The sequence below is a fragment of the Novosphingobium organovorum genome (genome assembly GCF_022832435.1).
Taxonomy (GTDB): Bacteria; Pseudomonadota; Alphaproteobacteria; order Sphingomonadales; family Sphingomonadaceae; genus Novosphingobium; species Novosphingobium organovorum.
In genome coordinates, this window is the sequence record NZ_JALHLF010000060.1 from 1 (window position 1) to 22785 (window position 22785).

Sequence of the window (22785 nt, forward strand, 5' to 3'; positions counted from 1 at the left end):
CGGTGGGTTCGTCGGTGCCGGGGTCGGTGCAGGGCGGCTGACGGGCGGGCGGGGTGTGGCCGGTGGCCGGGTCGCGGGGATGCAGCCCGAGACCAGCGCCGCGCCAAGCAGCGCGGGCAGGACGGGGAAGCGGATGGGGAGAGAGCGGCTGTGCGGATTTGCCTTCATGCCTCTGGTATGGAATGAGGCGAGGCTCTTCTCAAGTGTGCAGTGCCCCATGTCCGACGTACCCAAGTCTCGCCCTGTCGTAGTGCCAGCCTCTGCCGAGGGAGGCGCGCGCGCCGAATCGGCGGAAAAAGGAGCGGCCAGGGCGCCCGGCAAGGCTGGCGGGGCCAAGCAGCGCGTCGATCAGATGCTGGTCGATCGCGGACTGGCCGAAAGCCGCACCCGCGCACAGGCGCTGATCATGGCGGGGCATGTCTTTTCGGGCGAAACCAAGATTGCCAAGGCCGGGCAGGCGATGAAGGCCGATGCTCCGCTCGAAGTGCGCGGGCGCGATCATCCCTGGGTCTCGCGCGGGGGGATCAAGCTGGCGCACGCGATCGCGCATTTCGGGCTTGATCCGGCGGGCGCGGTGGCGATGGACGTGGGCTCGTCCACCGGCGGCTTTACCGATGTGCTGCTGACCAACGGCGCCGCGCATGTGTTCGCGATCGATTCGGGCACCAACCAGCTCGCCTGGAAGCTGCGTCAGGACCCGCGCGTCACCGTCCTCGAACAGACCAGCGCGCGCATTCTGACGACGGACCACATCACCGCGCCGTGCAACTGGGTGGTGTGCGATGCGAGCTTCATCGGACTGGCCAAAGTGCTCGAAGTGCCCTTGCTGCTCGCGGCTCCGGCCTGTCGTCTGGTGGCGTTGATCAAGCCGCAGTTCGAAGTCGGGCGCGGCGAAGTGGGCAAGGGCGGGGTGGTGCGCGACCCGGCGCTTCATGCCCGTGTCTGCGGGGAAGTGCGCGACTGGCTCGAAACCTCGGGCTGGACGATCCAGGGCATCGTCGAAAGCCCGATCACCGGCCCGGAAGGCAATGTCGAGTTCCTCGTCTCGGCCGAGCGGCAGGCGTCGGGCGAGAGCGCGGGGCAAGAGCCGTGAATTGCATCCGTTCTCGCGGGAACGGGGGATGCCCTCGCGGGTTTGGCTTTCCCATGCCGCAAAATGCGTTAAGCAACGGGGCGAACGCGGTTCGCCTCTGGTCGCCAGGGGCTTTGACAGCCGCAGAATTTGAGAGATGATCCGGTCATGAACCTGCTTGCCTCCTCCGGTCAGTTGCGCGCCAGTTTCCTGCGCTGGTCGCTGGTGTGCGTGCCTGTCATCATCCTGCTGGGCTTCCTGTCAGGCCGGATGGCGCAGAGCGGGCCGGACAATCCGTGGTTCGCCGCGCTGGTCAAACCGGCCGCCTTTCCGCCGCCGATCACCTTCGCGATCGTGTGGAGCGCGCTCTACGTGATGATCGGCCTGGCGCTGGCGGTGGTGCTGGCGGCGCGCGGTGCCGGGGGGCGGGGGCTGGCCTTCGTGGTGTTCTGCGTCCAGCTCGCGCTCAATCTGGCCTGGTCGCCGGTGTTCTTCGGGCTGCACCAGATCACCGGCGCGCTGATCGTGATCGGGGCGCTCGACGTGGCGGTGATCGTCACCATCGCGCTGTTCTGGCGGGTGCGCCAGAGGGCCGCGCTGCTGCTGGTGCCCTATCTGTTGTGGGTGCTTTTTGCGACCTATCTCAACTACGCCTTTCTCGATGCCAACCGCGCAATGGACGGCGCGCGTCCGTCCGGCGCGGCGATCCGCTACGAGATCTGACGGCGCCTCCTCGCGGGTCGGGGCGGTTTTCGAAAAAAAAGCTCAAGGCGCGGTTTTGCGCGCCTCGATCGACCGGCGTGCGATGCGCCTCCACCAACGCCGTCGAACCCCCTTGCGCGAGCGCGGCGGCTGTACCATTTAGGCTTCCATGCAAAGCGAAAACCCCTTTGTCGCCGACTTCGTCAAGATGATGAACAGTGCCGCCGGCACCTTCGCGGGAATGGGCCGCGAAGCACGCGATTCGATGCGCGAGCGGATCAAGGAGCTCATGGGTGACATGGACTTCGTCAGCCGCGAGGAATTCGATGCGGTCAAGGAAATGGCCGCGACCGCGCGTGCCGAGTGCGAGGCGCTCAAGACCCGTCTGGACGCAATCGAAGCGAACACGCCCGCGCGCGACTGATCCGCGAGGAAGCCGCCTGCCGCGAACCGGTAACGCGCCGCGACGGCGCGCCGGTTGCTGCGGTGTGTCCTGATGAACCTGCGGGCCGAGGCCATCGTGTGCGGGATGACCTCGCATGGCGAGAACGCCGCGATCGTGCGCTTCCTGACCGAGGAGGCGGGCCTTGTCGGGGCTTATGTCGCAGGTGCGCGCGGGCGCGCCTTGCGCCCCGTTCTGATCCCTGGAAACCGCGTCGATGCGCAGATCCGGGCCCGTTCCGAGGGGCAGTTGCCCTTCGCGCGGGTCGAACTCGTGCGTTCGCGAGGGGCCTGGCTGGGTGAGCCGCTGCCCGCCGCCGCGCTGGCCTGGCTCGGCGCGCTGACCGCGACGGCCTTGCCCGAACGCCAGCCTTTCCCCGCGCTCTACGAGGCGCTGGGCGCGGTGCTGGAGGCAGTGTGCATGGCGCCTTCGGCGCGCGGCTGGGCCTTGCCCTTGCTGTCCTACGAGGTGCTGTTGCTGCGCGAGCTGGGGTATGGCGTGCCCGTGGCCCGGCCGGGCGAGGGAAATTGGCCCGCGATCCTCGATGCATTCGACAGGATAGGGCGCGAACTTGCACGCTACCCGCTTGCCGATCGGCGCAAAGACGCTATGGCGGCCCGCACCCTGCTGCGCGAGCGGCTGGGACGGATTTCAGATTAGGCAGCAGCAGGAAAACAGGCATGCGCATCGCGGTTTTTGCAGGCGACGGAATTGGTCCCGAAGTGACGGCACAGGCCGTGCGCGTCCTCGAGGCGCTGGATCTTCCCGGTCTCGAACTGGTCGAAGGGGACGTGGGCGGCGCGGCCTACCGCAAGCATGGCCACCCGCTGCCGCAGGCAACGCTCGAGATCGCGCGTTCGTGCGAGGCGATCCTGTTCGGTGCGGTGGGCGATTTCACGCTCGACCATCTCGAACGCGCGCTGCGCCCCGAACAGGCCGTGCTGGGCCTGCGCAAGGAACTGGGCCTGTTCGCCAACCTGCGCCCCGCGCGCGTGTTCAAGGGGCTCGAAGGGCTCACCTCGCTGCGCCCGGAAGTCGCGCAGAAGATCGACCTGCTGATCGTGCGTGAGCTGAACGGCGACGTCTATTTCGGCGAGAAGGGGATGCGCACGCTCGACGACGGGCGCCGCCAGGGTTGGGACATGATGTCCTACGCCGAGGACGAAGTGCGCCGCATCGCGCATTCGGGCTTCCGCGCGGCGATGACCCGCGGCAAGAAGCTGTGTTCGGTCGACAAGGCCAACGTGCTGGAAACCTCGCAGCTGTGGCGCGACGTGATGATCGAGGTCTCGGCCGAGTATCCTGAGGTTGAACTCACCCACATGTATGTCGACAACGCGGCGATGCAGCTGGTCAAGAACCCCGGCCAGTTCGACGTGGTGGTGACCGGCAACCTGTTTGGTGACATCCTGTCCGACCAGGCCAGCATGTGCGTCGGTTCGATCGGCCTGCTCGCTTCGGCAAGCCTCGCCGAAGGCACCTATGGCCTCTACGAGCCGATCCACGGTTCGGCGCCCGACATCGCGGGCAAGGGGCTGGCCAACCCGATGGCGACGATCCTGTCCGCGGCGATGATGCTGCGTCATTCGTTCGGCCTGGAGGCTGAGGCGGTGCGCATCGAGGACGCCGTGGCGGCGGCGCTCGCCGATGGCATCAAGGGCGGTGACCTGGGCGGCGAGGCCGGCACGCAGGAAATCGGTGACGCGGTGCTCGCACGCCTGTAAGGACGGCGGGGTCGCACTTGGATTTTTACGAAGCAGACTTGCACAGATGAAATTGACCGGTTCGGATCTGGCGGAAACCCCCGATGGCTCTTCGCGCGCGCCCCTGCGCCCGCTCGAAGTGGCCATCGTCCTGCCGACCTACAACGAGCGCCGCAACATCGCCACGATGGTTGAGCGGATCGATCGCGAACTCCAGGGCATTGCCTGGGAGGCGATCTATGTCGATGACAACAGCCCCGACGGGACCTCGGACGAAGTGCGCATGATCGCGCAGGCCAACCCGCGCGTGCGCTGCATCCAGCGCATCGGGCGGCGCGGCCTGGCCAGTGCGGCAATCGAGGGTATGTGTTCGACCTCGGCGCCCTATGTCGCGGTGATGGACGCCGACCACCAGCACGATCCCGCGCTGCTGGTGGGCATGCTCGCCGCGCTGAGGTCGGGTGACTACGATCTCGCCTACGCCTCGCGCTTTGCCGAAGGGGCGAGCACCGAAGCCTGGGGGCGGCCCGACCGCGTCAAGGTTTCCGGCCTCGCCAACAAGATCGCCAACAAGGTCACCGGTGTCGAGCTGACCGACCCGATGAGCGGCTTCTTCATGCTGCCCACCGAAACGCTGCGCAAGGACGCGCACCGGCTTTCGGGCGTCGGCTTCAAGATCCTGCTCGACATTCTCGCCACGTCCGAGACCCGCCTTCGGGTCAAGGAATTTCCTCTCAACTTCGCCGCCCGTGCGGAAGGCGAAAGCAAGCTGGATCAGACCGTCGTGTTCGAATTCCTCGTGGGCCTTTACGACAAGTGGCTGGGGCGGATCATCCCGACCCGTTTTGCGCTGTTCGGCACGGTGGGCGCGATGGGCGTCGTCGTCCAGTTCGCGGCGCTGTGGCTGGTGCTCAGCGTCATCCTGGGCGAGCGCTTCGTCTATGGGCACTGGGAAACCGGGCGCCTGACCTTCATGACCGCGAACACCATTGCGGCAGCGGTCGCGATGACCTTCAACTTCGTGCTCAACAACGAGCTGACCTATTCGGACAAGCGCCTGCGCGGGTTTGGGCCGTTGCTGAAGGGCTGGGCGCAGTTTGCGATCACCTGTTCGCTCGGCCTGCTCGCCAACGTCGGCGCGGCCTATGTGCTCAAGAACATCGGCGTGCACGACGTTCTGGCGGTGATGACCGGGATCGTGCTGGCCGCGGTGTTCAACTTCGCGCTGTCGTCCAAGTTCGTCTGGGGCAAGTACTGATCGTTTGGGAGGTGCTCCGCGCGGCGGGTCGCCTTCCCTGAATTGACATGAAAAAAGCCAGGCGGCCAAAGGCCCTGCCTGGCTTTTTTCATGGGCCTTTGCGTGACGTGGCTCAGCGCCAGCTCGGCAGCCAGATCCACACGTTGTAGAACTGTTCGGAGGGTAGCGGGAGCCCCGAGAGGATCGGGAAGAAACCCGCGAAGGCCAGCACCGCAAGCCCGGGGATGCCAAGTCCCAGCCAGCGCAGGCGGTCGCGCCGGGCGAAGAGCGGGTCGAGCGCCAGCGCGAGCAGGCCCATCAGGAAGGCGCCGGGCAGGAGGTAATGGTAGTAGAACTGCACCGGCTTGCCGTTGACCGCCCACACGCCCAGCGTTGCCGCGTAAAGCACGACCAGCAGCAGCGCGTCCCACCGGCGATGGCGTACCACGGCCCACAGGCTCCACACCAGCGCGCCGAGCCCGGCGATCATCGAGACCGGATTGCCCAGCATCACGATGCCGCGCTGGTAGCCGCCGATGACCTTGAAAAGATACCAGATGTCCCTCCAGTCGGCGACCCACATGTACCACAGGCTCTGGTAGGGGTGGGGTTTCTTCACGCTGTCCTGAAGCAGGATCATGAATTCGTGCTGCTCGATGAAGCCCAGCGGGTGGACCGGGCGATCGGCGTAGAACATCGCGGGAAGATAGGTCAGCCAGTAGACCACGAGCGGCAGCAGGCCGAGCCAGACTACGGCTTCGGACACCGCGATCCCGCCGAACAGCGCGTTGCGGCGCGGCGGGGCGCTGGCAAGGAAAGGGCCTCCCTGCGCCACACGCACCGCGAAGAAGGCAAGGCCGGGCACCACCAGCGCGGGCGCGCAGCTCCACTTCGCGCCGAGCGCGAGCCCGAGCGCGAGCGCGCAGCCAGCCAGATGGAGCCGCGCGGCGCCATTGCGGCGCGCGCGCAGGGCGGCGGCAAACTGCCACAGGCCGATCATGCACATCCCCGCCTCGATCATGTCGAGCATCGCGATGCGGCTCTGGACGAACCACATGAAGTTGGTGGCGAGCAGGACGAGCGCGAGGATCGTGGCGCGCTCGCGTCCCGAAATGTGCCAGACGAAGCGCGAAAAGCCGAACAGCCCGGCCGCGCCCACCAGCGCCGGACCCAGCCGCCAGGCGAGCGGGGTGTCGCCCATCGCGGCGATGAACCCCGCGATGACTTCCTTGGCGAACATCGGGTGCTCGCGGTTGGCCGGGACCAGCTTCAACAGGTCGCGCGCCGCGGGTACGTAGTGGACCTCGTCGAAGTAGAAGGCGGACGGGAATCCGATCCGCCAGAGCAGGAGGGCGAGGAAGGCGAGCGAGAGCGCGATGCACCATTGGATGGGGTCGCGGTCGGTGCGGGCGTTGAACGGCATCGGGTCAGCCGAATAGGCGCTGTTCACGGGCAGCACAAGCGGATTGGCGGGCGAGCCTTGTGGGTGTGTCGCCCCGGTTTGCGCGTCGCTTGCACCGACTCGCCGAGACTTCTAGAGCAGGCGCCATGAAACGCACCACCGGACAGGACCGCACCCAGACCCGCAACTGGCGCCCCGCCACCCGAGCCATTCGTGGCGGCACCTGGCGCTCCGAGATGGGTGAGACCAGCGAAGCGCTGTTTCTCACCTCGGGCTATTGCTACGACAACGCCGAGACGGCCGCCGCCCGTTTCAACGGCGAAGACGATGGCATGACCTATTCGCGCCTGCAGAACCCGACGGTGCAGATGCTCGAGGAACGCATCGCGCTGCTCGAAGGCGCCGAGGCGTGCCGCGTCCAGGCCTCGGGCATGTCGGCGATGACCACCGCGCTGCTCAGCCAGCTTTCGGCGGGCGACCACATGGTTTCCGCGCGCGCCGCGTTCGGGTCGTGTCGCTGGCTTGGCGACAGCCTGCTGCCCCGCTTCGGGGTCGAGGTGACCGTCGTGGATGCGACCGACATCACCGCCTGGGAGGCGGCGATCCGCCCCAACACCAAGGTGTTCTTCTTCGAGACCCCGGCCAACCCGACGATGGACGTGGCCGACATGGCCGCGATCGCCGAGCTGGCCAGGGCGCACGGTATCCGCACCGTGGTCGACAACGCGTTCTGCACCCCCATCCTGCAGCGCCCGCTCGAGTTCGGGATCGACGTGGTGGCCTATTCGGCAACCAAGATGATGGACGGGCAGGGCCGCGTGCTCGCGGGCGCGGTGTGCGGTTCGGAAGAATTCATCAACGAGGTGCTGCTGCCCTTCCAGCGCAATACGGGGCCCAACCTCTCGCCGTTCAACGCCTGGGTGGTGATGCACGGGCTCGAGACGCTCGACCTTCGCGCCAAGCGCCAGAGTGAGAACGCGCTCAAGATGGGCCAGTTCATCGAAGGCCGCGTCAAGCGCGTGATGCACCCCTGGCTCGACAGCCACCCGGCCAAGGCGCTCGCGCAAAAGCAGATGGACGCCTGTGGTCCGATCTTCAGCTTCGAGGTCGAGGGCGGCCGCGAGAAGGCGCACGCGCTGCTCAACGCGCTTGAGCTCATCGATATTTCCAACAATATTGGCGACGCGCGTTCGCTGATGTGTCATCCTGCCTCGACCACCCATCACAACATGGGACCGGAAGGGCGCGCGGATATGGGAATTTCCGAGGGCATGCTGCGTATCAACGTGGGCCTCGAAGACATCGACGACCTGATTGCGGACATGGATCAGGCCCTCGACAAGGCCGGTATCTGATCGCCCTGGCTCAGGGAACCGATCCGGCGGCCTTCCTGGCCGCCATCGTCGAATCGAGCGACGATGCGATTGTCGGCAAGACTCTCGCCGGAGAGATCCTGAGCTGGAATGCTGCGGCCGAGCGGGTGTTCGGCTGGACCCATGACGAAATCGTGGGCCGCAATATCCGCGAGTTGATCCCGTCCGATCGCCAGAGCGAGGAGGACGCGATCATCGCACGGATCTCGCAAGGTCTGCGCATGCCGACCTTCGAGACCGTGCGCATCCGCAAGGACGGCAGCGAGGTTCACGTCGCGGTGACGGTCTCGCCCGTGCTTGACCGCCATGGCAACGTGGTGGCGGCGAGCAAGATCGCGCGCGACATTTCCGCCAAGAAGGCAACCTTGCTGCGGCTCGAGGAAAGCGAACACCGCTTCCGTCTGCTTGCCGACAACATCAGCCAGCTGGCTTGGATCGCCGACCGCGAGGGGGGGATCTTCTGGTACAACCAGCGCTGGTTCGATTATACCGGAACTACGCTTGAGGAGATGCAGGGCTGGGGCTGGAAGGCGGTCCACCATCCCGATCACCTGGAGCGCGTGGTTACCAAGGTCAGCGCGCATTTCCAGTCGGGCGAAGACTGGGAAGACACCTTTCCGTTGCGTTCGGCCGATGGCGAGTGGCGCTGGTTTCTGTCGCGCGCCAAGACCATTCGCGACGCGGCGGGCGAGGTCCTGTGCTGGTTCGGCACCAACACCGACGTGACCGAAATGCGCGACGCCGAGGAGCGGATCGAACTCTTGCTGCAGGAGGTCAACCACCGCTCCAAGAACATGCTGGCGATCGTCCAGTCGCTCGCGCGGCGCAGCGACGTCGCCCGCCCCGATTTCATCGAGCGGCTCGAACAGCGCATCCGGGGGCTGGCCGCCAACCAGGACGTGCTCGTGCGCCGCGCGTGGTCGGACATTCCGGTGATGGAGATGATCGAGGCGCAACTGCGATCGCTGGGCGAATCGCGCGATCAGGTCCATTGCGAAGGGCCAGCCATCGTGCTGTCGCCCGGTGCGGCCGAGGCGCTGGCCATGGCGCTGCACGAAATGGGGACCAACGCGCTCAAGTACGGCGCGCTTTCGGTGCCGGATGGTCGCGTCGCGATCGGCTGGTCGCTCGATCCCCAAGCGGCGGACGGGACGGCCCGCTTTCGCATCCGCTGGATCGAGCGCGGCGGGCCGCCGGTCGCCGCGCCCGAGCACAAGGGATTTGGCACCCGCATCCTGGTCGACGTGCCGCGCGTCAAGTTGCGCGCCGAGGTGACGGTACGGTTCGACCCGGAGGGCTTCGCGTGGGAACTGGACTGCCCGGCAAGCGCACTGGGCTGATCGCGCCTGCTTCGCCGGCAAGTCCTCTGGCAAGTGGCTCGGGTCCGGCGCAAATTGCACGGTAACGAGGTTGTACCGATGCCATTTCGTGGTTAGGTTAAAGGCATGAAAGAACTGTTCCAGCATGCCGCCGTCACCGAAGGCGTGACAGTTCGCGTCGCGGTGAATTTCCTGCCCGAACAATCTCGGATCGAGGCGGGCAAGTGGTTCTGGGTGTACCACATCCGCATCGAGAACGAGACCGGCTCCACCATCAAGCTGATGACCCGCCACTGGCGCATCACCGATGGCAATGGCGAAGTCGGCATCGTCGATGGCGATGGCGTCGTGGGCGAGCAGCCGGTGCTGCGGCCCGGCGCCTCGCACGATTATGTCTCGGGCTGTCCGCTGCCCACTCCGAACGGCAGTATGGAGGGCTATTACGTCTTCCGGCTGGAGGACGGGACCGAGATGCAGGCGCAGATTCCCTTCTTTCCGCTGGCCGCGCCGGCCACTGCGGGCTGAGCGCGCCGGGCGGCCAGCACCGGAGCGTGCCGCGCAAGGGGTTCGGCCGGTGCCGAACTTCCCGATCGGGCTATCAGGCGTGTCGGCCAGCGCTTGTCGAGGGCGCGGCGGGGGCCTAGGAAGGCGCCATGAAGCGATCGCACCTGCCTCTCAACGCGCTGCGCGTCTTTGACGCGGCCGCGCGTCATCTCTCCTTTACCCGCGCCGCCGACGAACTGGCCGTGACCCCGGCTGCGGTCGGCCAGCAGATCCGTGCGCTTGAGGACGTACTGGGCGTCGTGCTGTTTCGCCGCACCAGCAAAGGCCTCGAACTGACCGAGGAGGCGGGCGCGGGGCTCGCCGCGCTGCGCAGCGGTTTTCTCCAGTTCGAGGATGCGGTGCAGTCGATGCAGGCGGGCCAGTCGAGCCTGGTCTACACGATCGCGGCGCCGCGCGAATTCTTCGCCGCCTGGCTGGCGCCGCGCCTTGCCGCGTTCCGCGTCGCCAATCCCAAGGTTCGCTACGTTCTCGTCGATGGCGAGATGACCGATTTCACCGAGGCCAATCTCGATCTCGCGGTGCGCTGGACCGAGGGGCCCGGCGATCTGGAAGGCGTGCAACTGGGCGAAGCGCAATGGGTCGAGATCGGCGAGGGCGACTGGATCGGCTGGCCGGGCGATCCGGACCCGTGTGGGCAAGCCGCTGCGGATGAACCCGCGCGCGAGGACGCCAAGCCGCCGATCATCGTGAGCGACGCCGGGCAGGCGGTCGCCGCCGCCAACGCCGGGCTTGGCCGTGTGCGGGTTCCCGCGCTGCTCGCCGACGGGTTGGCCCGTACCGGGCAGGACGATCTGGGCGCCCGCGCCACGGCGTGCCGACGCGCCTACTGGCTTGTCGCGCCGCGTCCGCAGTGGCGCCAGAAAAAGGTTCGCGATCTGGTCACCGCGCTTACCGTGCAGGGGTGAACGGCGCGACTGGACCCGCCAGGCGCTGTCTGTCCGAAGCCACGCACCGTCTGGCGTCCGCGCGCCAGTCTGCTATCCCGGCGGCCATGAAACTTCGTTCCCTGCTGATGGCCAGCCTCTGCGCCACGCTCCCCTTGTCGCTGCCGATCCCCGCTCTTGCCAAGGCCGATGCGGCCGGAAAGACCGCCATGCCCGCTTCCTCCGCCACCGCGCTCGACTTCGAGCGGGTTTTCGCCAGCCCTTCGCTCAACGGCCCGAGCCCGCGCCTGGTGCGTATCTCGCCCGATGGCCGCTATCTCACGCTGCTGCGCAACCGTGACGACGATCGGGAGCGCTACGACCTGTGGGGCTACGACCGTGAGACGGGCAAGTGGCGTATGCTGGTCGATTCGACTGCTCTGGGCGCGGGCCGCGAACTCAGCGAAGCCGAGAAAATGCAGCGCGAACGCCAGCGCATCGGCGATCTCAAGGGGATCGTCGACTACGGTTGGAACGAGGATTCGGCCTCCTTGCTGGTGCCGCTGGACGGCGACCTCTACCTCGCCGGGTTGAACGGCAAGGTCACCCGGCTCACCAACGACGATGGTGACGAATTGAACCCGGCGCTCAGCCCCAAGGGCGCCTTCGTCTCCTATGTGCGCGGCGGGCGCCTGATGGTTGGCGCCACCGGCAAGGCGCAGCAGGCGATCACCCCCGAGGAGAGTTCGGACACCGTCCACTGGGGCGAGGCCGAATTCGTCGCGCAGGAGGAAATGGACCGCCTGACGGGCTACTGGTGGTCCCCCGACGAGGCGCACATTGCGGTCGAGCGGTATGACGAGGCGCCGGTGGGCGTTGTCCAGCGCGCGGCGATCGGCGCGGAAGGGACCAAGATCTATGCCCAGCGCTATCCCGCGGCGGGCACGAACAACGTCGCGGTTGAACTCTACGTGATGAAGCCCGACGGTTCGGGCCGGGTGAAGGTGGACCTGGGCACAGACGCCGACATCTACCTGGCGCGCGTCAACTGGTCGCGCGATGGCAAGACGCTCTACGTCCAGCGCGAAAACCGCGTGCAGGACCAGCTCGACATGCTTGGCGTGGACCCCGCGACCGGGGCGTCCAAGGTCCTGTTCAGCGAACACGCGGCCAAGGGAGCGTGGATCAACCTCACCAACAACTACCGCTTCCTCAAGGACGGCAGCCTCGTGTGGTGGTCTGAGCGCAGCGGTTTTGGCCATCTCTACCGGTTCACCGACGGCCAGTGGAGCGCGCTGACCAAAGGCGACTGGGAAGTGTCCGATCTGGTCGGCGTCGATGAGAAGGCGGGCCGGGTCTACTTTACCGGAACGATGGACGATGTGCTTGCGCCGCAGGTCTACTCGGTCGATCTCAAGCACCCCGGCACGCCCCGGCGCCTGACCGAGCTGGGCTGGGCCAATTCGGCGGTCGCCAGCAAGGATGCGAGCACGCTGGTCATCAGCCGGTCCTCGCCCGATCAGCCCCCGCAAAGCTATCTTGCCGATGGTACGGGCAAGCGCCTGGCCTGGGTCGAGGAGAACCGCCTCGATGCCGCGCACCCCTACGCGCCCTACCTTGCGAGCCACCGCGAACCGAGCTTCGGCACGGTCAAGGCCGACGATGGCTCGGACCTGCATTGGATGATGATGACGCCGGCGGACATGAAGCCGGGCGAACACTACCCGGTGTTCTTCGAACACTACGGCGGCCCGCACGTGCAGACCGTGTCGCGCGCCTGGCTCGGCGGTTTGCCGCAGGCGATCGTCGCCAAGGGTTTCATCTACTTCCGTCTCGACAACCGTGGCAGCGCGCATCGCGGCGTGGAATTCGAAAAGCAGATCCGCGAGGCGATGGGCACGGTCGAAGTGGCCGACCAGCGGGCCGGGGCGCGCTACCTCAAGTCGCTTCCCTACGTCGATCCCAAGCGCATCGTGACCTATGGCTGGTCCTATGGCGGTTACATGACGCTCAAGATGCTCGAGGCCGACCAGGGGCTGTACGCCGCCGGTATCTCGGGGGCGCCGGTGACCAAGTGGGAGCTTTACGACACCCACTACACCGAACGCTACATGGGCGATCCGCGCGTGGTGCCGGAGGCCTACGCCGCGTCCGACGCGCTGGGCGATGCGCTCAAGATCAGTGATCCACTTCTGCTGATCCACGGCATGGCGGACGACAACGTGGTGTTCGAGAACAGCACCGCGCTCGCCGCCAAGCTGCAGAGCAACGCCCGGCCCTTCGAGATGATGTTCTATCCCGGCCACACCCATTCGGTGAAGGGGCCCAGGATCAGCGTTTCGGTGTGGGACACGATCTTCAATTTCCTCAAGCGCAACGGCATCGAGGGCGGTCCGGGCAAGGACTGAGGTCCGCGCGACAAGAGACGCAACAGTGGCCCGAGGGTTTCACCACCCTCGGGCACTCCTGCCGCACCGCGCTGACGGCGAAAGGTGCGGTCGAGGGTGCGGGGGCGGGGTCTTAACCCCTTGAAGCGCGCCTCTTCACGATTTGCGATAGGGATCGAGCGCGGAGCGCGCCTGTCGGCCCTGCGCGGTGCGCGGCACGCTCGTCACAGGGGCGCGGGTCGGTCTTTCCGGCGCGGCGTTCTCGTCCATGGCGAGCAGGGCGGCAATGCGCTTTTCGGTCGGCGGGTGGGTCGCGAAGAGGTCCGATACGCCGCTCGGTACGATGTAGAGCTGTGCACTCGCCGGGTTGCGTTCGACTGCTGGGTTGCGCAGCTGCGTCGCGGGGCCTGCGATCTTGGCCAGCGCCGATGCCAGCGCACGCGGGTTGCCGCAGATCTCGGCAGAGGCCTTGTCGGCCGAATATTCGCGCGTCCGGCTGATTGCCATCTGCACGATCATGGCCGCGAACGGAGCCATGAACACGGCCAGGATCGCGGCGAGCGGGTGGCTGCGCTGGTCGCTGCGACCGCCGAAGAACAGCCCGAAGTTGGCCAGCATCGAGATCGCCCCGGCGATCGTGGCGACCATGGTCATCGTCAGGGTGTCGCGATGGCGGACATGGCCCAGTTCATGCGCCATGACCGCGCCGATTTCCTCACTCGTCAACATGCGTAGCAGCCCGGTCGTCGCCGCAAGTGCGGCGTGTTCGGGGTTGCGCCCGGTGGCAAAGGCGTTGGGGGCCTCGGTGTCGATCAGATAGAGGCGGGGCATCGGCAGACCGGCGCGGGCGGCGAGGGCGGCGACCAGGGCGTGAAACTGCGGCGCGCTCTGCGCGTCCACCTCGCGCGCGTTGTGCAGGCGAAGGACGATGCTGTCCGCGTTCCAGAACGTGAACAGGTTCATCGCGGCGGCGACCAGCAGGGCGATCCCGGCCCCGCCTAAGCCCCCGAACAGGTAGCCAAGGCTCATCAGCAGCGCGCTGAGCGCGGCGAGCAGCAGGACGGTCTTAAGGCCGTTCACGTCGGCAAAACTCCGGATAAAAATCTTTTCATTGGTTGATTTAGGGACGGCGGGGCGGGTTTCAATTGCCGGAGCGCTCGCCTGCGTGCGGGGCGGCGCAAGTGTTCATGGAGCGGGGCTTGCGCAAGGCCAGGGCGTACTGCGCAAGGGCCCTGGCGCCTTGGTTTTGGAGCGGTTTTCGATCCGATTACATCAGATTTACCGCTAGAAGCCTTTGTTTTAAGGCATTTTCTGAACCGTCAGGTGATTCCACCTGACTGGGGCATGCTCTAAAAGGCATCCCAATCATCCCCGCAAGCATCCTCGTAGGCCAGAGCGGCCGGAGCGAGCGCGTGGTTTGCAGCCCGCGCGGCCAATGGCTGCGGGCGCGGGGCGGTGGCCTGAGGCCCCGGGCGCGGTGCGGGTGCCGACAGCGCGGTGACGACCTCGCGGCCTGGCGCCAGCCGGAAGCTCTTGACGATCTGCGAGAGGCGGTGCGCCTCGTCGGAGAGCGTTCGGGTGGCGGCGCTCGCCTGTTCGACCATCGCTGCGTTCTGCTGGGTGACGCGATCGATATCGCCCACGGTGGCGTTGACCTGCATGAGGTTCTCGGCCTGCTTTTGCGCGCTTTCGGCAATGCCCGAGACCTGGGTGTTCACCTCGCGGATGCGCGTGACGATGTTGGAAAGCAGGATTCCGGTCTCACCCACCAGCTGCACGCCCGAAGCGACCTGGAGCGAGGAAGCCTGGATCAAGGCGCCGATGTCCCGCGCGGCGTCCGCCGAACGTTGCGCAAGCGCGCGCACTTCGTTGGCGACGACCGCGAAGCCCTTGCCGGCATCGCCCGCGCGCGCGGCTTCGACCCCGGCGTTGAGCGCGAGGAGATTGGTCTGGAAGGCGATCGAATCGATCACGTCGACGATCGTACCGATCTCGCTGGCCGAGGTTTCGATCGCGCCCATGGCCTTGATCGCGTTTTCGACCACGCTGTCGCCCTCGAGCGCTTCCTGGTGGGCGGTGGCGATCAGTTCGCGTGCGGCTTGCGCGGCCTTGGCGGCGACGTTGACGGTCTGCGTTACCTGATCCATCGCGGCCGAAGCTTCCTCCAGGCTGGCGGCCTGGTTCTCGTTGCGCTGCGACAGGTCGCTGGTGGCCGAGTGGATTTCATCGGACCCGTTCTGCACCGATTCGGCGGTACGGTCGACGATGGTGATCGCCCCGGCGAGCACGTCGACCGCGCGGTTGAAATCGGCGCGCAGGGGCTCGTAGCGATCGGGGAAGGTCTGCTCGATGCGGCAGTCGAGGCGCTTGGAGGCCAGCGCGGTGAGCGCGTCACTGAGCGCCTCGACGACCTTGTTCTGCACATCGTTGAGGTCCCGGATAGCCCGCGCGTTGTCGCGAAAGGTCGCCATCGCCACGGTCATGCGGCCCACGCAATCGGTGTGGTCGGTGTAGGCTAACGGACTGTCGGTATCGCCCGCGGCGAGCGCCTCCATGCGCACGACGGTGTCGGCGTAAGGGAGGCAAATGCAGCTGGAGGCGAGGCGGACGGTCAGCGCGGTTCCCGCCACGCCGAGCGCGGCAACCGGGAGGAGGACGAAGCCGGGCAAGAGCGCGAAAACGGCGAGGGCCGTGGTGGCCAGCCCGACGGCGGCAAGTGCGGTCAGTATCAGTAACAAGGTCGTGAACTTGAGGCGTATCGGAGCCTGTTTTTCAAACCAGTCGAGCATTATCGGCTCCACGTCAGGGGGCATGGGAAGGGGCGCTGTCGTTTGCATCGAAACCGGTTCAGGAAGCGCGAACAGGCTTGGATGGCATGGCGTTTAGCGGCTTCGACGCAAAAACGCGTATGGTTGACCCTCCGTAGATCGCCGGGGGAAGAGGGGGTAACAGGGCCGGTAGCGGGACAGACGACGGGGATGCGCAGGTGCCGAGCGAGGGGCGCAGGGCAAGGCGTTCAGCGCAGGGCGTTCCGCGCAGGGCGTTCAGGACAGGGCGTTCAGGGCAGGGCGTTCAGGGGGCGGGATCGATCAGGATTGCGCGTGCCGGCGCCGGACGGACGAGCGCGCGCACCGACCCCCGTTCGACAAGGCGTGCGGCAAAGGCGTTTTCGGCAGCGGGGGCGCTGCGGTCCGTGTCTAAGGTGACGGCGTGGGACGCCGGGCTTTCGCGGCGCAGCCGACGCACGGCTTCGCGGCCCATCGCGCGCCAGGGGACCTGCATCGAGGTGAGCGGGGGGCAGGTCATCGCGGCAAGCGGGCTGTCGTCGAAGCCGACGACCGAAAGATCGTCGGGGACGGCCAGCCCCGCTGCGGCGGCGGCGTGGATGACACCTGTGGCCATCGCGTCGTTCGCGGCGACGATCGCGCTGGGGCGCGGGCTCACCTCGAGGAGGAGGTGGCCCGCGGCGATGCCCGAGGCGAACGAATTGTCCCCCGCCTCGATCAGCGCGGGGCCGCGATCGAGATCATGGTCGGCCATGGCGTCGAGATAGCCCAGTTCGCGCTCTTGTGCGCAGAGCGAGCTTTCCGGGCCGCCGACGAGGCCGATGCGGTGATGGCCGAGCTCGACCAGCCAGTGCACGATCTGCGCCATCGCCGCGCGATCGTTGCTCGCAAGCGTCTCGATACCGCCGCCGGGGGGAAGGGGCGCTTGCGCGGCCGGGAGCAGTGCAGGTGCGCTGCGTCCCAACCGCACGCAGCGCACCTGCGCGCGTTCGCAAACCTGCGCGATCATCGCCTGTTCGGCCAGCGGAGGCAGGACGACGATTCCGCTCGGGCTGTGGCGTGCCAGAAAGTCCTGCAAGGCGCTGATCCGGCCTGCGCCGTCCGGTGCGCCCTCTGCTTCGTCGTGGGCAGTCGGTCCGTTCGCCCGCGCCGCGTCCCGCGCTCGATCGCCATCGAGCCGGTGGACGACGAGCGCGAGGTCGCTGCCGGCCATGGCGTCGAGCATCCCGTCCTCGACCGCGTCGCGCACCGCGCGATCCCCTCCGGCGTGGACCAGGGCGATCAGGAAATTGCGCCGCAGCGCCAGCGCGCGCGCCTGCGCGTTGGGCACGAAGCCGGTCTGGCTGACGACGGCTTCGACCCGCTCGCGCATGGCGGTGCTCAGGAGAGGGGAATCGTTGAGGTAGCGGCTGATCGTCTTGGTCGACACTCCGGCCAACTGCGCGATTTCGGTGATGGTGAGACGGGCTGGACTGTCGGGCGTGACGGCGCACGTCACCTGGTCCTGATTCTCGATCAGGGGCTCGTTCAACTCGTAGACTTCGCAAGGCGGGAGGGGCTCCGCTTCGGGGCGCCGTTCGGGTAGGGCGGGTGTGCGGTCGGTCTCCTGTGGCAAGGCGGCATGCCCGGTTTCGGCCGCAGGCGCACCGGGCGCTGGGGTGGGGGGGGAACCATCGTGCTGGCGCAAGGGAAGTTCGCCGAGCGCGCTTTCCAGTTTACGCCGCATCCGTTCGCCGATCTGGGCGGGGTCCTTGAAGAAGCGGTTGATGGTGCGTGCGGAAACACCGGCGATCAGCGCCAGTTCGCGCACCGGCCAGTGGCGCAGGCTGTCGAGCCGGCGGTGCAGCGCCGTTGCCGCTGCGGGCGCACCCGGTGCCGCAGGGGGCGATGCCGGGGGCTCGCCTTCGCAACCAGAGCCGGGCGGGGTATCGGCGCCCGGTAGGGTATCGGTTTCGGGCGATCCTTCGGTTTCGGGCGGGGGCGCGCTGTCGGGGGCGGGGCGATTCATGGCGGGGACTGTGGCGTGCTCTGACAGCGCTGGCCAACGCGACTGGATCGAAAGCGGAGCAATCGCCGGGGCGCCGCTTCGGGGCGCACCGCCGCCGCGCGCGCTGGGCTCTCGGGTCGTCCGGAGGCCAGGCCGGTCGGTCGCGCGCGAAAGCGGGTGCGGCGGGGGCTGCGCGTGGCGCGCGATTGCGCCGGGATGCGAACCGGCCTAAGGGACCGGCTTCCTGCCGCTCGGGCGGCGCGTTAATGGTAAATGGATGACCCCTGCCCCTTCACAGCGTCATTACGGCATGGACTGGCTGCGCATCGGTGCGTTCATCCTTCTGATCTTCTACCACGTCGGCTATTCGTTCACGCCCTGGGGCTACCAGACGCCCACGCGCGGGGTGGTGTGGTGGGCCGAAATCCCGCTTCTGGGCATGAGCGCTTGGCGCCTGGCGCTGCTCTTCGCGATTTCGGGGTACGCCAGCGCGGCGCTGCTCAACCGCGACAAGGGCGATACCGCCGCGTTCGGCTGGAGCCGGCTCAAGCGGCTGGGCATTCCGCTTGCCTTCGGGCTCATCGTGGTGGTGCCGCCGCAGCCCTACATGGGGCTGGTCAACAGCGGTTACGAGCATGGCTACCTCTATTACTTCGTGCACGATGCGTTCTCGTTCCGGCAGATCCGTTACGAGTATGTGCCGCGCGTGATGCATCTGTGGTTCGTCATCCACCTGCTCGCCTATACGCTGGTATTGTGCCTCGGGCTGCTGGTGATCCCGGCGCGTGCGCGCGCGGCGCTCCGGCGCGGGTTCGAGCGGATTTTTGCCAGCCCCGCGCTCATTCCGCTGGGCATTGCGCTGGTCTTCCTCGTGCGCAGCAAGGTTCCCTACGGCTGGACCGACATGCACGACCTGCTGCAGGACCGCGCGGCGCACCTGCACTATGGCGGGATGTTCCTGTTCGGCTTTCTGCTGCGCAATTCCGAGGCGCTGCGCGTGACGATCGCGCGCCAGTGGCCGTGGGCGGCGCTGGTCGCGGTCGTCGCTTTTGGCTGGGTGGCCTACGACCTGTGGCTCTACCCCGGCAACACGCCCACGCCGCCCGCCTGGCGCCAGCCACTGGTCTTTGCCAAATCGGCCGAGAGCTTCGCCGCGGTCATCGCGCTGTTCGGTATTGCGGACCGCTACTGGAACTTCAACCACCCCTGGCGCCAGACGCTTTCGGAGGCGGTGTTCCCGGTCTATATCGCACACCAGACAATCATGGTGCTGGTGATGTACCCGATCCGCAACTGGGGGCTTACCGCCTTGCCCGAATTCCTGATCCTGTGCGGTTCGGTGGCGATCGGGTCCTGGCTGTTCTACCTGATCGGGCGCGAAGTCGGTCCGCTGCGGCCGCTGATCGGGCTCAAACGGCACAAGACGCACCGCATGCCGCGCCCGGTATCGCCCTGAGGGTTACGAAAGAGCCCGGCTCGCATGGTCGAAGCCGGGCTCTTTCGTATCGGGTTGTCCGGGGCGCCGATCAGAGCCGTTCGGCGAAGCCGCCGTAACGGCCCTTGTGAAACAGCATGGGATCATCCTCGCGCACAATCTCCATGCGCAGGACCTTGCCCAGCACGAACCAGTGGTCGCCCGCCTCGGTCACCGAATAGAGTTCGCATTCGATGCTGGCGATCGAGTTGGCGATGATCGGCAGGTTGTGGTCGGACAGGGCATAGTCGACGCCGACGAACTTCTGCTCGCCGCGCGCGGTGACAGCGCGGCACACGCCCTGCTGGTCCGCACCCATGACGTTGACGCAGAAGTGCCCGTGCTTCTCGATCAGCGGCCAGGATGAGGAGGACTTGTCGGGGAAGAAGCCGACCAGCGGCGGATCAAGCGAGACCGAGGTGAACGAGCCGACGACCATTCCGGCGGGCCGTTCCCCATCGAGCGCGGTGATGACGCAGACTCCCGTCGGATAGCTGCCGAGCACCTTGCGGAATTCGGCCGGGTCGATGGTCGTCGTGGTCACGTGGTGCAGTCCTTCCGGTCCGGCGGTCAGGGGAAATCCCCCTGTGGTTCAAGGGGTCAGAACGTCCTCGCGTGCGTGGACGATTTCGTCAAGCCATTGCCGGAATTCGGTGATGCGCGGTAGGCTGCGGATGTCTTCGTGAGTGACGAACCAGAACGCACGCATCAGCCGCACCTCGCGCAGCACGTTGACGATGCGCGGATCGGCGCGGGCCATGAAGGTGGGCAGCACGCCGATCCCGGCCCCGGCCGCGACGAAGCTGTGTTGTGCGGTGACGCTGGGCGAGCGCAGCGTGGCCTTGAGGCCGGGGTGGATCTCGTCGAGATAGCGCAGTTCGGGGGCGTGGAGCATGTCGGGAATGTAGCCAACGAGCGTGTGGCCCTTGATGAGGTCGGCGGCGCGGCGCGGGGTGCCGTGCGCTTCGAGGTAGCTCTTGGTGGCGTAGAGGCCGAGTTGGTAGTTGGCCAGCTTGTGCGCCACGAGTGGCCCCTTGCGCGGCCGGGCGAGCGCGATCGCGACGTCCGCCTCGCGTCGGCTGGGGTTGAGCGTCTCGCCGGTCGATGGGACGAGGTCGATACCGAGCCGCGGGTGCTTGGCCTGGAAGCGTTGCAGGTGCGGGCTGAGGAACCAGATGCCGAAGCCTTCGGTCGTGCTGATGCGCAAGGTTCCGCTCAGGCCTTCGCCTTCCTCGGCCGTGGTGGCGATGCGGGCGGCGGCGCGATCCATGCTCTCGACCGCCATGAGCAGGTTTTCGCCCGCTTCGGTAAGCGCCTGTCCGGTGCGTGTCTGTTCGAAGAGCGTGGTGCCCAGCGCCGCCTCGAGCTTGCGCAGGCGGCGTCCGACGGTGGTCGGGTTCATGCCCAGGCTGCGCGCGGCGCGCGAAAGCTGGCCGCCGCGCGCGATGGCGAGAAAGGCCTGGTAATCGCTCCAGTCGGCGGTTGGAATGCTCATTTTTCGATGCCTATGTCTAAGTGCTGCATTTTTGCAGTAGCTGCATTTTTGCAGGTTTGCATCACTAAAACGATCCTTGCCTGCAATTCGGTACTGGCCTATCAGGCCCTCAAGCCGAGCAAACAAAACGACAAACACGGTCAAACGCCGGGGTCGTTGAAAAAACAATCGCCGGCATGCGAAAAAAACAAGAACGCACACGAATACAATAATCGAAAGTGGAGAGAATGCGACGGATCGGCCACGTGATCGTGGGTGGTGCGCAAGCGGTTCCGGCCGCCCGCACCGCCCCGGTATACGACCCCAACCGGGGCGTCGTGCAGGGAGAGGTTGCCCTGGGAGAGGGTGCCGTTTTGGATCGGGCTGTGACGGCCGCAATGGCCGCGCAGCCGATCTGGTCTGCGATGAACCCCCAGCGCCGCGCACGGGTTCTGTTCCAATTCAAAGCCTTGGTCGAAGCCAACATGGCCGAACTTGCCGCGCTGCTGTCCAGCGAGCACGGCAAGGTGATCGAGGATGCCAGGGGCGACATCCAGCGCGGGCTCGACGTGGTCGAGTTCTGCTGCGGGCTGCCCCAGGCGCTCAAGGGCGAATACACCCATGGTGCCGGGCCGGGTATCGACGTCTATTCGATGCGCCAGCCGCTAGGCGTCGGGGCAGGGATCACCCCGTTCAATTTTCCCGCAATGATCCCGATGTGGATGTTCGCGCCCGCCGTGGCCTGTGGCAACACCTTCATCCTCAAGCCGTCCGAGCGGGATCCTTCGGTGCCCAACCGGCTGTGCGAGCTGTTCCTCGAGGCGGGCGCGCCCGAGGGTGTGCTTCAGGTGGTTCACGGTGACAAGGTCATGGTCGATGCGATTCTCGATCATCCGGGGATCGCCGCGGTCAGCTTCGTGGGCTCCTCCGACATTGCGCACTACGTCTATTCGCGTGGGACCCGCGCGGGCAAGCGCGTCCAGGCGATGGGCGGGGCGAAGAATCACGCCATCATCATGCCCGATGCCGACATGGACCAGACGGTCGCCGACCTCGTCGGAGCCGCGTTCGGTTCGGCGGGGGAGCGTTGCATGGCGCTGCCGGTCGCCGTGCCGGTGGGCGAGGAGACGGCCGATGCGTTGCGCGAACGTCTCGTTAGCGCGATCGAGGGGCTCAAACCCGGCATTTCGACCGATCCTGCGGCGCAGTACGGCCCGGTTGTCACCGCGCAGCACAAGGCGCGGGTCGAGCAGTGGATCGCGACCGGCGTGGAAGAGGGCGCGGAACTCGTCACCGATGGGCGCGGTTTCACCTTGCAAGGTTACGAAGCGGGCTTCTTCATCGGCCCCACGCTGTTCGACCGGGTGACGCCCGAGATGAGCGCCTACCGCGAGGAAATCTTCGGCCCCGTGCTCCAGATCGTGCGCGCCAGGACTTTCGAGGAGGCCATCGCGCTGCCCAGCCGCCACCAGTACGGCAATGGCGTCGCGATCTTTACGCGCAACGGTCACGCCGCGCGCGAATTTGCCGCGCGGGTCGAAGTCGGCATGGTCGGTATCAACGTGCCGATCCCGGTGCCGGTCAGCTACCACAGCTTCGGGGGGTGGAAGCGCTCTGCCTTCGGTGATCACAACCAGTACGGCATGGAAGGGCTGCGTTTCTGGACGCGGACCAAGCTTGTCACCCAGCGCTGGCCCGATGGCGGCGCGGCGGACGTAAGCGCGTTCATCATTCCGACCATGGGGTGAAGGGCATCGCCGATCGCGTTTTCGGGGCGCAGGGCGCATAAGGGAACAGCGCAGCAGGGGCGGTGTTGCTAGCCTTGTGCTTCTAGATCCCACAGGAAGGATTTCGCGATGGCTCGCTGTTCCCGGCTCCCGGTTCTTGCCCTGACCTTTGGCGGCGCGCTTGCGCTGGCGGGGTGTTCGTCCAAACCGGACGAGGCGCCCGGCGGCGAAGCGACGCAGGCGGCCGCGAGCGCGGCGCCCGGCCCCGAGGCC

The 22785-nt window shown here is 66.8% G+C and carries 19 protein-coding genes; 13 read left to right on the top strand and 6 right to left on the bottom strand.

Features of this window, described 5'->3' with window-relative positions; genetic code table 11:
• Positions 1-217 precede the first annotated feature (217 nt).
• From MTR62_RS13855 to MTR62_RS13880, 6 genes are all read left to right on the top strand, one after another.
• A complete protein-coding gene (locus MTR62_RS13855; protein WP_268739861.1) occupies positions 218-1093 on the top strand; it encodes a TlyA family RNA methyltransferase in 876 nt (291 codons plus the stop codon).
• Positions 1094-1240: 147 nt separating this feature from the next.
• A complete protein-coding gene (locus tag MTR62_RS13860; RefSeq protein WP_244021863.1) occupies positions 1241-1795 on the top strand; it encodes a TspO/MBR family protein in 555 nt (184 codons plus the stop codon).
• Positions 1796-1943: 148 nt separating this feature from the next.
• The gene (locus tag MTR62_RS13865) at positions 1944-2198 is read left to right on the top strand and encodes an accessory factor UbiK family protein (RefSeq protein ID WP_244021864.1); all 255 of its coding nucleotides are present in this window, start codon (positions 1944-1946) and stop codon (positions 2196-2198) included.
• A 72-nt stretch (positions 2199-2270) separates the two neighbouring features.
• On the top strand, positions 2271-2876 hold the full coding sequence (recO, locus tag MTR62_RS13870) for a DNA repair protein RecO (RefSeq protein ID WP_244021865.1): 606 nt from the start codon (positions 2271-2273) through the stop codon (positions 2874-2876).
• A gap of 20 nt (positions 2877-2896) precedes the next feature.
• Positions 2897-3940 (top strand): 3-isopropylmalate dehydrogenase, encoded by a 1044-nt coding sequence (leuB, locus tag MTR62_RS13875; RefSeq protein ID WP_244021867.1) that lies wholly within the window; start codon positions 2897-2899, stop codon positions 3938-3940.
• 46 nt (positions 3941-3986) lie between these two features.
• A complete protein-coding gene (locus tag MTR62_RS13880; protein WP_244021869.1) occupies positions 3987-5177 on the top strand; it encodes a glycosyltransferase in 1191 nt (396 codons plus the stop codon).
• A 112-nt stretch (positions 5178-5289) separates the two neighbouring features.
• Here MTR62_RS13880 and MTR62_RS13885 read toward each other — a convergent pair whose 3' ends face one another.
• On the bottom strand, positions 5290-6579 hold the full coding sequence (locus MTR62_RS13885) for a dolichyl-phosphate-mannose--protein mannosyltransferase (protein WP_244021872.1): 1290 nt from the start codon (positions 6577-6579) through the stop codon (positions 5290-5292).
• Between the two features lie 125 nt (positions 6580-6704).
• Between MTR62_RS13885 and metZ the strand changes: the two genes are divergently transcribed.
• The 5 genes from metZ (at position 6705) to MTR62_RS13910 (ending at position 13085) form a co-directional block, all read left to right on the top strand.
• Entirely contained in the window at positions 6705-7913 is a 1209-nt protein-coding gene (metZ, locus tag MTR62_RS13890) for an O-succinylhomoserine sulfhydrylase (protein WP_244021874.1), read from the top strand.
• Between the two features lie 35 nt (positions 7914-7948).
• The gene (locus MTR62_RS13895; protein WP_268739862.1) at positions 7949-9271 is read left to right on the top strand and encodes a PAS domain S-box protein; all 1323 of its coding nucleotides are present in this window, start codon (positions 7949-7951) and stop codon (positions 9269-9271) included.
• A 105-nt stretch (positions 9272-9376) separates the two neighbouring features.
• Positions 9377-9775, top strand: a complete 399-nt coding sequence (gene apaG, locus MTR62_RS13900; protein WP_244021876.1) for a Co2+/Mg2+ efflux protein ApaG — start codon at positions 9377-9379, stop codon at positions 9773-9775.
• A 128-nt stretch (positions 9776-9903) separates the two neighbouring features.
• Positions 9904-10719, top strand: coding sequence for a LysR family transcriptional regulator (locus MTR62_RS13905; protein WP_244021878.1), 816 nt, complete (start codon positions 9904-9906; stop codon positions 10717-10719).
• 86 nt (positions 10720-10805) lie between these two features.
• Positions 10806-13085, top strand: coding sequence for a S9 family peptidase (locus tag MTR62_RS13910; protein ID WP_244021880.1), 2280 nt, complete (start codon positions 10806-10808; stop codon positions 13083-13085).
• Positions 13086-13220: 135 nt separating this feature from the next.
• Here MTR62_RS13910 and MTR62_RS13915 read toward each other — a convergent pair whose 3' ends face one another.
• From MTR62_RS13915 to MTR62_RS13925, 3 genes are all read right to left on the bottom strand, one after another.
• Entirely contained in the window at positions 13221-14144 is a 924-nt protein-coding gene (locus MTR62_RS13915) for a M48 family metalloprotease (protein ID WP_244021885.1), read from the bottom strand.
• A 269-nt stretch (positions 14145-14413) separates the two neighbouring features.
• Positions 14414-15853: a methyl-accepting chemotaxis protein gene (locus tag MTR62_RS13920; protein ID WP_244021887.1), complete on the bottom strand. Its 1440-nt coding sequence runs from the start codon at positions 15851-15853 to the stop codon at positions 14414-14416.
• Positions 15854-16136: 283 nt separating this feature from the next.
• Positions 16137-17858 (bottom strand): LacI family DNA-binding transcriptional regulator, encoded by a 1722-nt coding sequence (locus MTR62_RS13925; RefSeq protein WP_244021889.1) that lies wholly within the window; start codon positions 17856-17858, stop codon positions 16137-16139.
• 256 nt (positions 17859-18114) lie between these two features.
• Between MTR62_RS13925 and MTR62_RS13930 the strand changes: the two genes are divergently transcribed.
• Positions 18115-19293 (top strand): acyltransferase family protein, encoded by a 1179-nt coding sequence (locus MTR62_RS13930; RefSeq protein WP_244021891.1) that lies wholly within the window; start codon positions 18115-18117, stop codon positions 19291-19293.
• A gap of 70 nt (positions 19294-19363) precedes the next feature.
• Here MTR62_RS13930 and MTR62_RS13935 read toward each other — a convergent pair whose 3' ends face one another.
• Both MTR62_RS13935 and MTR62_RS13940 read right to left on the bottom strand, forming a co-directional pair.
• Positions 19364-19855: a flavin reductase family protein gene (locus tag MTR62_RS13935; RefSeq protein ID WP_244021893.1), complete on the bottom strand. Its 492-nt coding sequence runs from the start codon at positions 19853-19855 to the stop codon at positions 19364-19366.
• Positions 19856-19903: 48 nt separating this feature from the next.
• On the bottom strand, positions 19904-20806 hold the full coding sequence (locus tag MTR62_RS13940) for a LysR family transcriptional regulator (RefSeq protein ID WP_244021895.1): 903 nt from the start codon (positions 20804-20806) through the stop codon (positions 19904-19906).
• Positions 20807-21033: 227 nt separating this feature from the next.
• On the opposite strand from MTR62_RS13940, the gene MTR62_RS13945 reads away from it, so the two are divergent.
• Positions 21034-22533, top strand: coding sequence for a CoA-acylating methylmalonate-semialdehyde dehydrogenase (locus tag MTR62_RS13945; RefSeq protein WP_244021897.1), 1500 nt, complete (start codon positions 21034-21036; stop codon positions 22531-22533).
• Positions 22534-22785 lie beyond the last annotated feature (252 nt).

What these genes read in the sequence shown, in the direction of transcription:
- MTR62_RS13860 (WP_244021863.1), top strand. Translation starts at nt 1,241, where the DNA reads ATGAACCTGCTTGCCTCCTCCGGTCAGTTGCGCGCCAGTTTCCTGCGC.
- apaG (WP_244021876.1), top strand. Translation starts at nt 9,377, where the DNA reads ATGAAAGAACTGTTCCAGCATGCCGCCGTCACCGAAGGCGTGACAGTT.
- MTR62_RS13920 (WP_244021887.1), bottom strand. Translation starts at nt 15,853, where the DNA reads ATGCTCGACTGGTTTGAAAAACAGGCTCCGATACGCCTCAAGTTCACG.
- MTR62_RS13940 (WP_244021895.1), bottom strand. Translation starts at nt 20,806, where the DNA reads ATGAGCATTCCAACCGCCGACTGGAGCGATTACCAGGCCTTTCTCGCC.
- leuB (WP_244021867.1), top strand. Translation starts at nt 2,897, where the DNA reads ATGCGCATCGCGGTTTTTGCAGGCGACGGAATTGGTCCCGAAGTGACG.
- MTR62_RS13905 (WP_244021878.1), top strand. Translation starts at nt 9,904, where the DNA reads ATGAAGCGATCGCACCTGCCTCTCAACGCGCTGCGCGTCTTTGACGCG.
- MTR62_RS13885 (WP_244021872.1), bottom strand. Translation starts at nt 6,579, where the DNA reads ATGCCGTTCAACGCCCGCACCGACCGCGACCCCATCCAATGGTGCATC.
- metZ (WP_244021874.1), top strand. Translation starts at nt 6,705, where the DNA reads ATGAAACGCACCACCGGACAGGACCGCACCCAGACCCGCAACTGGCGC.
- MTR62_RS13930 (WP_244021891.1), top strand. Translation starts at nt 18,115, where the DNA reads ATGACCCCTGCCCCTTCACAGCGTCATTACGGCATGGACTGGCTGCGC.
- MTR62_RS13910 (WP_244021880.1), top strand. Translation starts at nt 10,806, where the DNA reads ATGAAACTTCGTTCCCTGCTGATGGCCAGCCTCTGCGCCACGCTCCCC.
- MTR62_RS13925 (WP_244021889.1), bottom strand. Translation starts at nt 17,858, where the DNA reads ATGAATCGCCCCGCCCCCGACAGCGCGCCCCCGCCCGAAACCGAAGGA.
- recO (WP_244021865.1), top strand. Translation starts at nt 2,271, where the DNA reads ATGAACCTGCGGGCCGAGGCCATCGTGTGCGGGATGACCTCGCATGGC.
- MTR62_RS13855 (WP_268739861.1), top strand. Translation starts at nt 218, where the DNA reads ATGTCCGACGTACCCAAGTCTCGCCCTGTCGTAGTGCCAGCCTCTGCC.
- MTR62_RS13865 (WP_244021864.1), top strand. Translation starts at nt 1,944, where the DNA reads ATGCAAAGCGAAAACCCCTTTGTCGCCGACTTCGTCAAGATGATGAAC.
- MTR62_RS13880 (WP_244021869.1), top strand. Translation starts at nt 3,987, where the DNA reads ATGAAATTGACCGGTTCGGATCTGGCGGAAACCCCCGATGGCTCTTCG.
- MTR62_RS13945 (WP_244021897.1), top strand. Translation starts at nt 21,034, where the DNA reads ATGCGACGGATCGGCCACGTGATCGTGGGTGGTGCGCAAGCGGTTCCG.